Annotated in this window: 13 protein-coding genes and 1 tRNA gene; 8 read left to right on the plus strand and 6 right to left on the minus strand. The window is 61.3% G+C overall.

From position 1 onward, the window contains the following. Nucleotides 1–142: 142 nt before the first annotated feature. Entirely contained in the window at nucleotides 143–1435 is a 1293-nt protein-coding gene (gene murA / locus AC0L17_RS22745; protein WP_473517476.1) for a UDP-N-acetylglucosamine 1-carboxyvinyltransferase, read from the minus strand. A 121-nt stretch (nucleotides 1436–1556) separates the two neighbouring features. Continuing rightward, nucleotides 1557–1820, minus strand: coding sequence for a hypothetical protein (locus tag AC0L17_RS22750; RefSeq protein WP_473517477.1), 264 nt, complete (start codon nucleotides 1818–1820; stop codon nucleotides 1557–1559). A 118-nt stretch (nucleotides 1821–1938) separates the two neighbouring features. On the opposite strand from AC0L17_RS22750, the gene AC0L17_RS22755 reads away from it, so the two are divergent. Further along, nucleotides 1939–2013: transfer RNA gene (locus AC0L17_RS22755), tRNA-Thr, on the plus strand. A gap of 405 nt (nucleotides 2014–2418) precedes the next feature. On the opposite strand, the gene AC0L17_RS22760 is transcribed toward AC0L17_RS22755, so the two are convergent. Together AC0L17_RS22760 and AC0L17_RS22765 are read right to left on the minus strand one after the other, a co-directional pair. After that, nucleotides 2419–2898, minus strand: coding sequence for a hypothetical protein (locus tag AC0L17_RS22760; protein ID WP_473517478.1), 480 nt, complete (start codon nucleotides 2896–2898; stop codon nucleotides 2419–2421). Between the two features lie 266 nt (nucleotides 2899–3164). Then, nucleotides 3165–4448, minus strand: coding sequence for an ROK family transcriptional regulator (locus tag AC0L17_RS22765; protein ID WP_091595321.1), 1284 nt, complete (start codon nucleotides 4446–4448; stop codon nucleotides 3165–3167). Nucleotides 4449–4647: 199 nt separating this feature from the next. On the opposite strand from AC0L17_RS22765, the gene AC0L17_RS22770 reads away from it, so the two are divergent. The 4 genes from AC0L17_RS22770 (at nucleotide 4648) to AC0L17_RS22785 (ending at nucleotide 10120) form a co-directional block, all read left to right on the plus strand. Further along, on the plus strand, nucleotides 4648–7215 hold the full coding sequence (locus AC0L17_RS22770; protein ID WP_473517479.1) for an ATP-binding cassette domain-containing protein: 2568 nt from the start codon (nucleotides 4648–4650) through the stop codon (nucleotides 7213–7215). After that, nucleotides 7212–8201, plus strand: coding sequence for an ABC transporter permease (locus tag AC0L17_RS22775; protein WP_473517480.1), 990 nt, complete (start codon nucleotides 7212–7214; stop codon nucleotides 8199–8201). The genes AC0L17_RS22770 and AC0L17_RS22775 overlap by 4 nt, the downstream gene beginning before the upstream one ends. A 46-nt stretch (nucleotides 8202–8247) precedes the next feature. Then, entirely contained in the window at nucleotides 8248–9249 is a 1002-nt protein-coding gene (locus AC0L17_RS22780) for a rhamnose ABC transporter substrate-binding protein (RefSeq protein ID WP_473517481.1), read from the plus strand. 88 nt (nucleotides 9250–9337) lie between these two features. After that, on the plus strand, nucleotides 9338–10120 hold the full coding sequence (locus AC0L17_RS22785) for a glutamine amidotransferase (protein WP_473517482.1): 783 nt from the start codon (nucleotides 9338–9340) through the stop codon (nucleotides 10118–10120). A gap of 177 nt (nucleotides 10121–10297) precedes the next feature. Here AC0L17_RS22785 and AC0L17_RS22790 read toward each other — a convergent pair whose 3' ends face one another. Then, nucleotides 10298–11083, minus strand: a complete 786-nt coding sequence (locus AC0L17_RS22790; protein ID WP_473517483.1) for a PAN/Apple domain-containing protein — start codon at nucleotides 11081–11083, stop codon at nucleotides 10298–10300. A 5-nt stretch (nucleotides 11084–11088) separates the two neighbouring features. Then, nucleotides 11089–11577 carry a COG3904 family protein gene (locus tag AC0L17_RS22795; protein ID WP_473517484.1) on the minus strand — a complete coding sequence of 163 codons (489 nt, stop codon included), beginning with the start codon at nucleotides 11575–11577 and terminating at the stop codon, nucleotides 11089–11091. A gap of 336 nt (nucleotides 11578–11913) precedes the next feature. Between AC0L17_RS22795 and AC0L17_RS22800 the strand changes: the two genes are divergently transcribed. From AC0L17_RS22800 to AC0L17_RS22810, 3 genes are all read left to right on the plus strand, one after another. Beyond that, nucleotides 11914–12597, plus strand: a complete 684-nt coding sequence (locus tag AC0L17_RS22800) for a Crp/Fnr family transcriptional regulator (RefSeq protein ID WP_473517485.1) — start codon at nucleotides 11914–11916, stop codon at nucleotides 12595–12597. 218 nt (nucleotides 12598–12815) lie between these two features. Continuing rightward, entirely contained in the window at nucleotides 12816–13061 is a 246-nt protein-coding gene (locus tag AC0L17_RS22805) for a hypothetical protein (protein WP_473517486.1), read from the plus strand. Next, nucleotides 13033–13308, plus strand: a complete 276-nt coding sequence (locus AC0L17_RS22810; protein WP_473517487.1) for a hypothetical protein — start codon at nucleotides 13033–13035, stop codon at nucleotides 13306–13308. Before AC0L17_RS22805 ends, AC0L17_RS22810 begins: the two co-directional genes overlap by 29 nt. Nucleotides 13309–13685 lie beyond the last annotated feature (377 nt).

Here is a 13685-nt window from a genome sequence, read left to right on the forward strand (position 1 = left end):
GATGCGCATCGGCCTCGCAGAGTTCCAAGCCATCAAGTACGGAGCCACGCTCGATGTGTGAATCCGATAGGTCACTATACGGGGAGAAGGTGCCGGCAGGCGGATGAGGGGCGGCGCCGACCTCGGCAATTCCGCGCAGTTATCACCCCGAAATCCGCTCGATCTCCGCGCCGCAGCCGGACAGCTTTTCTTCCAGCCGCTCAAAACCGCGGTCGAGATGATAGACCCGGTTGACCGTGGTCTCGCCTTCGGCCGCCAGGCCGGCGATGACCAGCGACACCGAAGCGCGAAGGTCGGTCGCCATCACCGGCGCGCCCTTCAGCTTCGGCACGCCGTCGACGATCGCCGTCTGGCCGGACAATGTTATGTGGGCGCCGAGCCGGGCAAGTTCCTGGACGTGCATGAAGCGGTTTTCGAAGATCGTCTCGGTGATGCGCGACTTGCCCTTGGCCATCGTCATCAGGCCCATGAACTGCGCCTGCAGGTCGGTCGGGAACGCCGGGAACGGCGCTGTCGTCACGTCGACCGGCGCAATGCCGGCGCCGTTGCGCCTGACGCGGATGCCGGAATTGGTCTGCGTGATCTCGGCGCCGGTTTGGGAAATCACGTCGAGCGCGCTCTGCAGCAGGTCCGCCCGCGCGCCTTCGAGCACGACATCGCCGCCGGTCATGGCGACGGCCATCGCATAGGTGCCGGTCTCGATGCGGTCGGGTATCACCCGGACGCGCGCACCCGACAGCGCCTCGACGCCGTCGATGGTGATGGTCGCGGTGCCGGCGCCGGAAATCCTGGCGCCCATGGCGTTGAGGCATTCGGCGAGGTTGACGATCTCGGGCTCGCGGGCGGCGTTTTCGAGCACCGTCTCGCCCTTGGCCAGGGACGCCGCCATTATTAGCACATGGGTGGCGCCGACCGACACTTTCGGGAAGACGTAGCGATTGCCGACAAGACGGCCGTTCCTGGTCTTGGCGATGACATAGCCGGTGTCAACGTCGATATCGGCGCCCAGCGCCTGAAGGCCTTCCAGGAAAAGATCGACCGGCCGCGTGCCGATGGCGCAGCCGCCGGGCAGCGACACCTTGGCCTCGCCCATGCGGGCAAGCAGCGGGCCGATCACCCAGAACGAGGCGCGCATCTTCGACACCAACTCGTAGGGGGCCGTTGTGTCGACGATGTTGCGGGCGGAGAAAGTGACGGTGCGCGAATAGCCCTCCTGCTGCTTTTCGCGGCGTCCGTTGACCGAGTAGTCGACGCCATGATTGCCGAGGATGCGGATCAACTGCTCGACATCGGCCAGATGCGGCACGTTTTCCAGGGTCAGCGTGTCGTCGGTGAGCAGCGAAGCGATCATCAGCGGCAGCGCGGCGTTCTTCGCGCCCGAGATCGGGATGCTTCCGGCAAGCTTGTTGCCGCCGACAATTCTGATGCGATCCATTTAAAGAGCGTCCCCTCGGCCGAAAGGCCGGTTTAATCGGTTGAGTCTGTTGTGGCCCGTCTAAACCATTGGCCGGCCTGGTTCAAGAAACAGGATTTTCGCGCTGGCCAGCCTGTTGATATCAATCCTTTTGCGTTTCCCTTAAGGCGCCGAACCCTTCCGGCCGCTTGTCAGCCTCGCCAGTGCGTCGCGAGCGCGACTGCGCCTTGCGCTTCTGCAGATTGGCGCGCAATTGCTCGGCGAGCCGGGTCTGGCGGTCAGCCTTCTTCGGTGGGCTGTCCTTTTTCGATGGCCCGCCCTTGTCAGGTGGACCCTCCTTGTCGGGTGGACCGTCCTTGTCAGATGGAATTGCCTTGTCGTTCATGGCTTCAGGGAAAGCCAACATTGTGGCGCCGCCATGTCCGCAAAAGCCGTTGGAGCGGGCTTTCACAGATGGCTTGCGAATGGCTTGCGCTTGGCCTTGCGCTTGCCGGTTCGATATGGCAGAAGCCCCGCCATCAGCGGCTGCGGTAGCTCAGTGGTAGAGCACTCCCTTGGTAAGGGAGAGGTCGAGAGTTCAATCCTCTCTCGCAGCACCATTCCAAGCCATTGTTTGGAAACAACTATCTGACTTTCTTGGTCTTTTCGCCGCCTGTCTGGTACACAGGGGTGGGTACACGTGAGCTTGAGAATGCCTGGACCTTGGAAGCATCCGAAGACTGGTGTCTATTACCTTCGGCAACGCGCACCGACTGACTTGAAGAATTTTCCCCTGGACGGGAAGGTGGCAATTCCCGTTGGCGGAGCCATCAACACAGTGAAAGCGGGGGCATCCTCGCTCTCGCGGGCGCGTCCTGCGGCACATAGGTACCGCGCTTGAAGCGGCGTGCGAGTTACTTGTTCAGTATCCGAAGCGTGCCTCCTCGGCTCACGTGACGGCGAGAAGGAGACAAAATAGGAGGGCCGTAGCCGAGTGTCGTCCCGGCCACGACACTTGGAGGGTCTTACTCGGCTGGCAACCACGCGGTGACGGCAATGCGCCCCGATTTGGTGAGGCGGTAGAGGAACTTTCCGCCCGAACGGATACGTTCCGCCAGTAGCTCGATGGGCTTCTGCTTGCCGGTCAAGTACGAAGCGCCAACCGTCTGCTTAACCTGCCACGACAAATCGCGGAGTGCTGCCGGAGTCCTTGTCGCCGCCTCAGCAGACGGGATCGAAGTGGCGGCAGCTACTGCATTCACGATTTCCGAATAGGCCACCCACTCATTTGCCTGCTTCTCATAAAGCGCCCTCAGGACGGCGGTCTTAACACCGCCCTTGTCGGGGTAGCTCAAGGCGGGCATGAGCCGCACCGCGAGCGGGTCATTCTGGTCGGGCGTCTGGGCACTTTCAGTAGGGGCGACCTTTCCCGCCCGGTAGGCTTCGACAGCCTTGGCCGCCACCTCGGCCTCCATTATGTCATCAAACTGAATAGAAACAAACATCGAGTCACCTCGAAGCGTGCCTCGCACGCGCTTGTGTAAGTTACAAACGAAACATAACACCAACTGCGCGGAGAGTCAATGCCGTCTGTGTTGCGCTTGATTCACGCAATTCGATGGAGCGTGACCTCAGTCCGCCGCTGCATTTGTTGCTTGCACCCTGGTCACCGAGGTGGTACACAACCTTGGCAAAGACGGTAAGAATACCCAGTAATATCAATATGTTGGTTGGCTGTGGGGCGAGTTCAATCCTCTCTCGCAGCACCATCTCATCCCGTTGAAATCGCTGAGCTCCTTGCTGGTTGGCTTTGCCTGGCAAGCTTCGAAAGGCTGCCCAGCAATATCGTTCTGTCCTTACCGATCATCAGCACGCCGCTGTCGGGGGCCAGCAGTGCCGAGAACGGCAACATCGCGGCGCCGATCGGCGAGGCCTCGGGGCCGAATTGCCCCGAGACGATTTCCGGCGCCACGATGCCGATGGCGCTAGTCCGGTTGAACTGGGACTGAACTCTTGTCAGAAGTTCGAGATGAATAGGTCGCGGCAGGATGCTGTCGAGAACGATTGCCTCGATATCGATGACGGAGGTGATGGCGATGATTGCCTCGACCAGCGCATTGGCACAGTCGTCGATCCATTCGAACAGCGGCTCGCGCGCCCCCCGCGGCAGCGGATCCAGTTCGCGCACACGATTGATCTCGACGCCGCGCGATTTGAGGTGATTGACCAGCACGTAAATCGAGGCACGATGCAGCAGGCTCTGGTAACGCGCCGGCTTGGCCGCCACCGAATCGAGGCTTGAAGGCGAGACCGGCAAAGGACCGAGCGCGGCGCTGTTGCCATGCGGCCCGGTGTGGACCTTGCCGCCTTGCACCAGCCCGCCGCCGACAAAGGTGTCGATCGAAATATGCATGAAGTCGCGGAACCGTGCGCCGGATCCTTGGATTAATTCGGCGAGCGCCGCCGCCGACGCGTCGTTTTCGACGAAAACCGGGATCCTTGGCTTTGTAGCGAAGAATGTCGTCAGATCGATTGCTTCCCAGCGGCTACCAAGGTCATTGGGAAAGCCGAGTTCTTCGCTCCAGCCGCCGAGGAAATACGGCGAAGCGATGCCGATGCCGACGATGCTGGCGTCGCCAAGCCCGTCGACCAGTTTTTCGAAATTGGCCAGCGACATATTGCCGGCCTTGAGCACTAGGTCGGGGTCCGGAAAGCGATATTCGTGCGACCCACGCGAGCGAACTTCGCCGGCGAAGTCGACGAGGACGGCTTCCAGCGCGCGCCGGCCGATCTTGATACCGACGCTGTAGATGCGCTCTGGTGTAAGTCGGTAGAGAGTGGACGGCGATCCGCGTTGCCCGAACCTTTTCCCCACTTGCTTTATGAATCCAGACGACTCCAGCCCATCGACAATGGTTGCTACCGCGGCCGGCGTCAGATTCGCGGCGCGCGCCAGATCGGACTTGGATGCCTCCTTCAGACGGCGGATGGCATCAAGCACGAACCGCTCGTTGTAATGCCGAACCTTGACGGAATTGCTGCCTTTTCCGGACAAAACCGGCGCCTCCCCATTCATTTTCGCAGAGCCACTCTAGCCGATCATCACAGCTCTGAAGCTGCTGCGATCGAGGCACTCCAGCCGCCCCAGTGCGCTCGCGACAGTGCCCGTCAGTGCCATGGAAGTCAATTTTCCAGTTGCGGCTTTAGGGCATTTAATATAGCAAATTGAAAAAAACAACCAGCTGGGAGGGAGGATGCTGCAGTTGGGCGCATTAGGCGAGGCCAATGCCGTGGTGAAGACCGATGCGGCTGTCCCCGTTGCCCTGGTTCAGGCGACGAAGGCCTTCGCCGGCACGATTGCCCTCAGGGACGCGTCCTTCGAGTTGCGCGCTGGCGAGGTGCTGGCCCTGCTTGGCGAAAACGGTGCCGGCAAGAGCACCTGCGTGAAATTGCTGGCCGGCGTGCATGCCCCTACAGGCGGCCATGTCGAGGTCGATGGCAAGCCGGTGGTCTTCCACACGCCGCATGATGCCCAGGCAGCCGGCATTGCGGTCATGCACCAGCATCCTGGCCTGTTCCCCGATCTTTCGGTCGCCGAGAATATTTATCTCGGCCATATGCCGCGCGACCGCTTCGGCGGCATCGACAACGCCGCCATGTATGCCGGCGCGCGCAAGGTGCTGGCGACGGTCGGCCTCGACGTGTCGGCCGAAACACGGCTCGGAACGTTGCGCACCTCCGAACAGCAACTGGTCGAGATCGCCCGGGCGCTGTCGCTCGACGCGCGGGTGCTGATCATGGACGAGCCGACCGCCGCGCTGTCGCAGCGCGAGGTCGAGCGGCTGTTCAATGTCGTTGCCGATCTCAGGCTGCATGGCGTGGCGATGATGTTCGTCGGACATCGCATGGATGAGATATTCCGCATCGCCGACCGCATCGCGGTGCTGCGCGATGGGCGCCTCATCGGCGTCAAGCCGAAGACCGAACTTGGCCGCGCGGCCGCCATCACCATGATGGTGGGCCGCGAAGTGACCGACCTCTATCCGGAACGAAACCACGCCACCGGCGCGCTGGTGCTGGAGGCGCGAGGACTTTCGCGCGCCAGCGGTTTTTCCAACATCGACCTCAAGCTCCACGCCGGAGAGGTGCTTGGGCTCGGCGGCCTGGTCGGCAGCGGGCGGACCGAGATCGCGCGCGTGCTGTTCGGCATCGACCAACCTGATGCCGGCGAAATCCTGATCGACGGCGAAACCGTGCGCTTCGCATCGGCTCGCGACGGCATGGATGCGCGCATCGCCTATGTCTCGGAAGACCGCATGGGCCAGAGCCTGGTGATGGATTTTTCTATCCTCGACAACGCGGTGCTGCCCGTCCTCGACAAGGCCGCTCGCTCCGGCCTTTACGGCACCGACCGCGCGATCGATCTGGTTTCGGCTTGGCTGAAGCGCATGAAGCTTCGCTTTTCCGGATACGGGCAGCCGGTGAAGGACCTGTCCGGCGGCAACCAGCAGAAGGTGGTGCTGGCCAAATGGCTGCGCACCGAGCCGCGCGTCCTCATCCTCGATGAGCCGACGCAAGGCATCGATGTCGGCACCAAGGCGGAAGTGCATGCGATGATCGCCGATCTCGCCGCGCAGGGCATGGCTATCATCCTGATCTCCTCCGAAATGCCCGAGCTCATCGGCATGTGCGACCGCATCATCGTCCTGCGCGAAGGCCATCGGACGGCCGAATTTGCCAGGGGCGAGGCCACCCAGGAAAAGGTGCTGGAGGCTGCGACGAAGGCCGACGAAAACGCCGACCCGGCAGCACAGGCGGAACGCGCCGCCGGCGCGGGGAGGAAAAAAGGACCGCTCGACATGCTGAAGCGGCGGGAGTTCGGGCTGCTCGCCGCGATGCTGGCGGTCGCCATCCCGGTTACCATTATCAACCCGCGCATGGTGAGTGCGGCGAACCTGACCGCCGTGTCGATGGATGCCGCTCTGCTGGTGGTGGCAGCACTCGCTCAGATGCTGGTGCTGATCACCCGCAACATCGACCTTTCGATCGCCGCGGTGATTGGCCTTTCGGCCTACATGGCGGCCAGCATGGTTCAGGTCTATCCGGGGCTCGACATCGGCATCGGCCTCGTAACCGCATGCGCGGTCGGTGGTGTCGCCGGCCTGATCAACGGCCTCGTCGTCACCAGGGGAGGGATCCCGGCCATCGTCGTCACACTGGCCTCGATGTCGATCTTTCGTGGCTTCAACTCGATCTGGGCAGCCGGCGACCAGATCAGCGCGGACGAAGTAACGCAAGCCTGGCTCGACATGACCGGCCTCAAGATCGCCGGCGTGCCGCTGATCGTCGCCATCGCGATCGTCATCCTGTGCCTGGGCTACGTGCTGCTCTATCGCACGGCGATCGGACGCGAACTGTTCGCCGCTGGCTCCAATCCGGACGGCGCGCGTCTTATCGGCATCCCGGTCGACCGGCGCATTCTGCTGGCCTTTGGCATGGCCGGCCTGCTCGGCGGCCTGTGCGGCGCGCTGTGGGCATCGCGCTATGCGACCATCGACGCCCGCGTCGCGCTCGGTTTCGAACTCACGGTGATCGCATCGGCGGTGGTCGGCGGCGTCGCCATCCGCGGTGGTTCGGGCACGCTGCTCGGCATCGTCCTTGGAGCGCTCACGCTGCTGGTCATCAAGAACGGCCTGACGCTGGTCCGCGTCGACCCGCTATGGCTGCAGGGCGTTTACGGCCTGGTGATCCTGGTCGCCATCGGCATCGATACCTTCATCGTGCGGCGCGCGGATCAGGCCAGGCAGGCGAGGGCGAGATGAAAAAGTTCCTCCGTTCGATCGACTTCTGGGATCTGCTGCTGGCGACTTCTTGCCTGGCCATCTTTCTCTACGCGGCGATCTTCGTGCCGAATTTCGTCTCCGGGTTCAATCTCTCGCAACTGGCCGCGAGCGCCTCGGAAAAGGCGTTGCTGATCCTGCCGATGACGCTGCTCATCATCACCCGCGAAATCGACCTGTCGATCGCCTCGGTGCTGGCGCTGACGTCCGTCATCTTTGGCTTACTGGTCCAGACGGGCGTGCCGACGCTTGCTGCAATCCCGCTGACGCTCATCGCTGGCGGCGTGCTCGGCGCTTTCAACGGCTATCTGGTGTCGGGCCTTGGACTGCAGTCGTTGGTGGTGACGCTCGGCACCATGGCGCTCTATCGAGGCATCGGCTACATCCTGCTTGGCACCGGCTCGGTCAACATTTTGCCGCCCGCGGTCGTCGATTTCGGCATCAACAACCTGCCGGGGACCCAGATACCGTGGACCATCGTGCCCTTCCTGGTGCTGGCGCCGGTGTTTGCGGTCGTGCTGCAGAAGACGCCGACCGGCAAGCGCATCTATGCGCTCGGTGGCAGCCCCGAAGTGGCGCGCTATTCCGGTATCAACACGGGCCGGATGGTGCTGAAACTGTTCGTCGTCTCGGGCATCGTCGCCGCCATCGCCGGCATCGTCTATACCGCGCGCCTCTCCAACGCGCGCGCCAACAATGCGCTCGGCATGGAGCTCGATGTCATCACCATTGTTCTGCTCGGCGGCGTCAGCGTCTTTGGCGGCAAGGGTCGCCTGACCGGCGTCATGCTGGCGCTGGTCCTTATCGCCATCATCCGCAACGTGCTGGCGCTCAGCCAGATCGGCGGCGACGCGCAGGGCATGATCATCGGCATGCTGCTTATCGGCTCTCTGATCGTCGGCAATTACTGGCGCTCCACACAGGAGCGGCTCAGCAAATCCCGCGCAATGCGCGAGACAAAGGGGTGATCTCGGGCCCCTTCCTTCAAGCCCGAATTTTGACGGAGGAGTCACAATGAAAGCGTTTAGATTAGCCCTGTTCGCATCCGCGGTTCTGCTGGTGCCAACCTCGCTGGCCTTCAGCCAGGAGTGCGCCAAGGAACCCGTAACGGTCGGTTTCCTGCCCAAGCTCGACACAGACCCCTACTTCAAAGTGGCTTTTGGCGGCGCACAAGAGGCAGCGAAGGAAATTGGCGGCACCGCTACCCAGGTCGCCCCATCGCAGGCGACTGCCGAGGCGCAGATCGAATTCATCAACAGCCTCGTGTCGCAGAAGGTCGGGGTGATCGCAATTGCCGGCAACGACGCCAATGCCGTCGCGCCTGCGCTGAAGCGCGCCGTTCAGCAGGGCGTCAGGGTAATTTCGTATGACTCCGATGTGGCCGCCGATGCCCGCGCGGTGTTTGTCAATCAGGTGAAGGGCGACAGCCTCGCCGAAATGATGCTGGAAAGTGCATTCGCCCTCAGCGGGGGTGAAGGCGAATTCGCGATCCTGTCGTCGACGCCGACGGCGACCAATCAGAACGCCTGGATCGACTTCATGAAGGCGAAGATGGCTGCAGAGCCGAAGTTCTCCAAAATGAAGCTGGTGCAGGTCGCCTATGGCGAAGAAAGCGAACAAATCAACCAGCAGCAGGCGCTGGCGCTGGTCCAGGCCTTTCCGGATCTCAAGGTGATCATCGTCCCAGCAGGCATTGGCCTTCCGGCGGCCGCGCGTGCACTCGAGGAGGCGGGCATGATTGGCAAGGTCAAGTTGACCGGCCTCGCGCCGGCCACTCTGATCTCGAAATACATCAAGGACGGCGCGGCTCAGGATATCTGGTGGAACGTCACCGATCTTGGCTATCTTACCTATCAGACAGCCCAGGCGCTTGCGCAGTGCAAGATCACCGGCAAGGAGGGTGAGAAGTTCACAGCAGGCAGGCTCGGCGAATACACGATTGGCGCCGGCGGCGAACTGATCCTCGGTCCGGCCAAGATAGTGACGCCCGACAATCTGGCCGAGTTCAAGTTCTGACCCTGAAAAGTTCAAGCCCAAGGGGGCGCCGGGTCGATCCGGCGCCCTTTCTAAACCCTCTCGAACGAAAACAGTGCGGGGCGCGGCAATGAAGATATTGCTTGCAGGCGAAACTTTTGCGGCGACGACGTCGGTCGCCATCGGCAGTGATGTGCTTACAAGTGCGACCTCGACAAATGGTGCGACGGCTTTTAACGCCGCGTTGGCCGCCGAAGGCATCGTCGTCACGCAGATCGGCGGCGAGCGCTGCGCCGCGGAGTTTCCCTATGAGCTTGATGCGCTCGCCCAATATCAGGCAGTGGTGATCTCCGATGTCGGCGCGCTGACATTGCTGGTCACGCCGGATGCCCGCGCCGGGCGTGTCGGCGTCAACCGCCTCGATCTGCTCAAGGCCTATGTCGAAGGCGGCGGAGGGCTGATGCTGGCCGGCGGTTACATGGGCTTTCAGGGCATGTTCGGGACGGCGCGGTTCCATGACACCTCAGTCGAAGACGTGCTGCCGGTCCGCTGCCTGCCGTTTTGCGATGGCATGGAGGTGCCGCAAGGCCTCCACGCCTCGATCCTGCAGTCGTCCCATCCGATTTTTTCCGGGGTGGAGGGGCCGTTGCCGCCCATCCTCGGCATGAACAAGCTGGAATTCAGGCAGGACGGCTCGTCGCGCCTTCTGGCGACCTGCCAATATCGCGGCACGGACTGGCCGCTCCTTGCCGTTCGCAGCCACGGCCGTGGCCGCGCGATTGCTTGGGCGACCGATATCGGCCCGCATTGGCTCTCGCAGGATTTTCTCGGATGGCCACTCTACGGAAAGCTGATGGCGAACATGGTCCGCTGGCTCGCTGGCACTGATGAGAAAGCCGGATACAGGATTTGACCAACGTCGTTGCCGGCGCTCCCTCCAGCCCTTCGCTGTACTTCGCGACAGCGATGCCCGTTTTCATCTAGGAGCCTTCAGTCGCTCAAGGTCAGCGGAGAAGCCCTTCCAAGACCGCGGGCCGGCTTGCGGCTTCATCGTCACGGCCGGCTAACTCTGCTCAATTACCCCATACCGTCACTCAAGACTGATAATCGACGCAGGCGCAAAGCTCATCATCTTTTTGAGACCACTGATCATGCCCTCGGCATAGCGCGGCGTGCCTATTGTGCCTTTTAGCCAGCATTGGCTCTTCCGTTTCATGTAAGTGAAGCCGATGCAGCGATTATTTGCGACGCAGGCTAGTCTGCACTGCTGCGCGGTCAGATTCCTCCCAAAAGGTCTCCGCGACAGATCTCCACCTGGCAGATCGACGTTTTTGAACACGGCCGTCTTCGGGTCGATCACACCCATGGAGAATGTGTTGGGGTCTGGATCAGCGCTGCTCAGAAACTGACCCGAGATAGCAGCCGAGTTGCCATCGGCTTTACCTGGGCTGGCTTTCAGGAAGCAGTTTGGACCTCTTGCGATATCCGGGTTCATATTGAATGTGAATGCCTTGCATTCACCCCTCATGGAGAGACAGGCTCGCGCGCAATTTGCGGCATCGTCCGCTCGTTGAGAAGTGATGTCGTCGCCAAATAGATCAAGCCCCGCAAAGACAGCCATCCGCGTCGGGCGACGTGTGTATTCCTCGATTGAGGAGAGTTTGGAGAGAGATGAGTGATTGACTGCATCCACCTCCTTTGTCGTTGGAGTTGCCGGTTGGACCGTCGTGGCCGAAGACGGATCAGACGATCCGGCCGGCCGGCTTATCTCACTCGAGGCGGTGTTTGTCTGACTGCCCTGCCTGCGATCGATCCCATAGCGCGCGACCTCATCAGGTGTGAAGACATGCATGTCCTTCGGAGGTGTCTTAAACATCACCGTCAGCACCTCGACAGGCGTGTCGAAGCGATTGAGAAGATCATGATGTCTGAGATTGAGAGCTGAGCGCTGACAAGATCGGTGGAGTCAGACGAAATCTGATGGACACCAAGTTCGCCATCGACCTGGCGTTCCACACCCGCAAGGAAGATATACGCGCATGCCGAATAGCACGCTGCCTTTTTCGGGATGTAGGTCGCGAGCTTCCGCTCATGCACGTCGTCTGCGATCAAAAGAGCGATCTGGACCACACCGCCAGGGCTATTGAGAATGAGCAGCTTGGCGTTGGGTGCAGCCTCGGCCGCGCGGCGGAAGTTGAGCGCCGCCCCTGCATCAATCTCACCATCGAGAGAGATAATGTCCGAATGGGCGTCATCGACCGTAAAGGGGCCAAACGACTTCACAGCAGCGTGGGCGGAACACAACTGAACCGCCAACATCCAAGCGACCGGCAGCAACCGGGTCACGCAATACGAAATCGAACTCAGCACTTTTCGCCCCCCATGGCGAGCTTCAATATATGAAACACTCAGCGGGCTAAGTAGCAAGTGCGCGCAATGATGTGTGGTAAATCAGCCGGCTACCACTGCATGCTCCGAGAGGGTGTAGGTGCTCACCCAATCGAGACAATGCCACGATCGAAGGTAGCTGCCGTGGGAAAGGTCAGTCCGCCACCCTCCATCTGTCGCAGCCATTGACCGCCGCCAGGACCTTCTCAGCTTTTGCCAATCGCGCGTTTGCAGCCTATGTTTCGATATCGGCCGCCAGTGCTGCGGATGCAGCCGACAGTAAGAGGGTACGTGCTCTTGCCCGTCCGGGAGAGAGCCGTGTCGCTTCCTCGCAATCATCTGCTGAAAGCCCTCTCCCCAGAGGATTTCGCACTGTTGCTGCCGTCGATGCATCATGTCCAACTGGACCTCAAAGCCCAGCTGGAGGTCGCGTATCAGCCGATCGAGCATGTGTATTTTCCAGAGGCGGGTATCGCTTCGGTGGTCGCCACCATGACTGGAGGGCGGCAGAGTGAAGTCGGGATCATTGGCTATGATGGCATGACAGGCGTTGCCATCATTCTCGGCCAGGACAGCTCTCCCAATGAGACCTACATCCAGGTCGCAGGCAATGGCTGGTGCCTGCCGGTTGAGACTCTTCGGTCTGAGGTGGCAAAGAGCCAGTCGCTTGGCGCGTCGCTGCTTGCCTATGCCCACGCCTTCCTTGTCCAGTCGTCGCGGACGGCACTGGTCAATGGCCATTCCAAGATCGAGGAACGGCTGGCCCGCTGGTTGCTGATGGTCCACGACCGGACCGAGGGCAACAAGATCCAGCTGACGCATGAATTCCTGGCGACCATGCTCGGCTCTCGGCGCCCCGGGGTTACCACCGCCCTGCAAATGCTTGAATATCGCGGGCTGGTTCACGCCAGGCGCGGCGAGATCACGATCGTCGACCGTGCCGGAATGATAAAGCTCACACATGGCGCCTATGGCGACGAGGAGCAACGTCACTTCGGCTAATGCTTGTCGCGCACAAGCATGCCCCTTGGGCCTGATCCAGGGCCCTGACCCAAGGGTGTGCAGCGGTTTGCGATTGCGACATGCACAACAAGCTGAAGCGCGTCGCATGACGCCGGTCAAACGCGACGCGCTCCGCCTGATTGTCCGATATCGGACATAAGCTTGAAGGCCGCCGCATGTTAGACGAAAGTCGTATTGTTGGCAGGGAGGAACTGTTGATGAGCCACACTTTTCACACGGTCACCGTTGAAGGCGCGACAGAGGCCTATGTCCTTTCCAGAGGCAAGGCTCGGTATCTCTCGATCGCCCAGGCGATCCGCGCCATTCGAACACTCATGCCGGCTTGCAAGGCCACCAACCACGAGTTGGAGGAGATGCTGGCGGCAGCATGCGTCGTGCACGGCGTGCCCGTTGCCTTCGACGCCAAAACAGCCGATGGCCCAGAACCACGGCTCCATTCTTAGGCCGGAAATGTCCGCGCCGCTGCAGAAGCCAAATTCATTGGATGTTCGGCAGGCGATTGTCCGCTACCTGATCGATCATGTCGACAATCCGAGCGTCTCGATAGTCGAAGTGACCATCGCCGTGAGGAAGATGTTTCCACTTTGCGAACTCACGGATTGGCAAATTGGCGATCTCATCGCCAGAAGCGCCATCGACGCGGGATTTGCGATCGATTTCGATGCGGCCCCCTGGACGGAAACTAGCTAAGCTAGACGCCTCTGGGTAGCAGCATAGTGGCGTTACGGTTTCGCGCAGTCGCCTCGCACAGCTGATGCTGGGTCAATCCTGAGCGGGAGCTGCTATAATCCCGTATGGCCGCTCGCATAGTGGTTATCCTGGCGCTGCTTTCCGCCTTCGCCTACGGCTTCGCAAAACTCGTGGAACGTTATGGCGACTCTGGCGACAAGCCGACTGCGTGTGAAAAATGGCCACAGCCTGATTGTCCAGTCCCAAACGCGCCGCCTCAAGGAGAAACCAGGCCTTGAGCGGTCTTTCGCGGGTGCGCCAAACATCGGCGTCGATAGGCCGTGGCAGCCGGTTCGCGCACCGCCGGTGGAACAAGAATTGCTCCGCATCGTTGAGAT

This window comes from Mesorhizobium sp. WSM4829, from assembly GCF_055811475.1.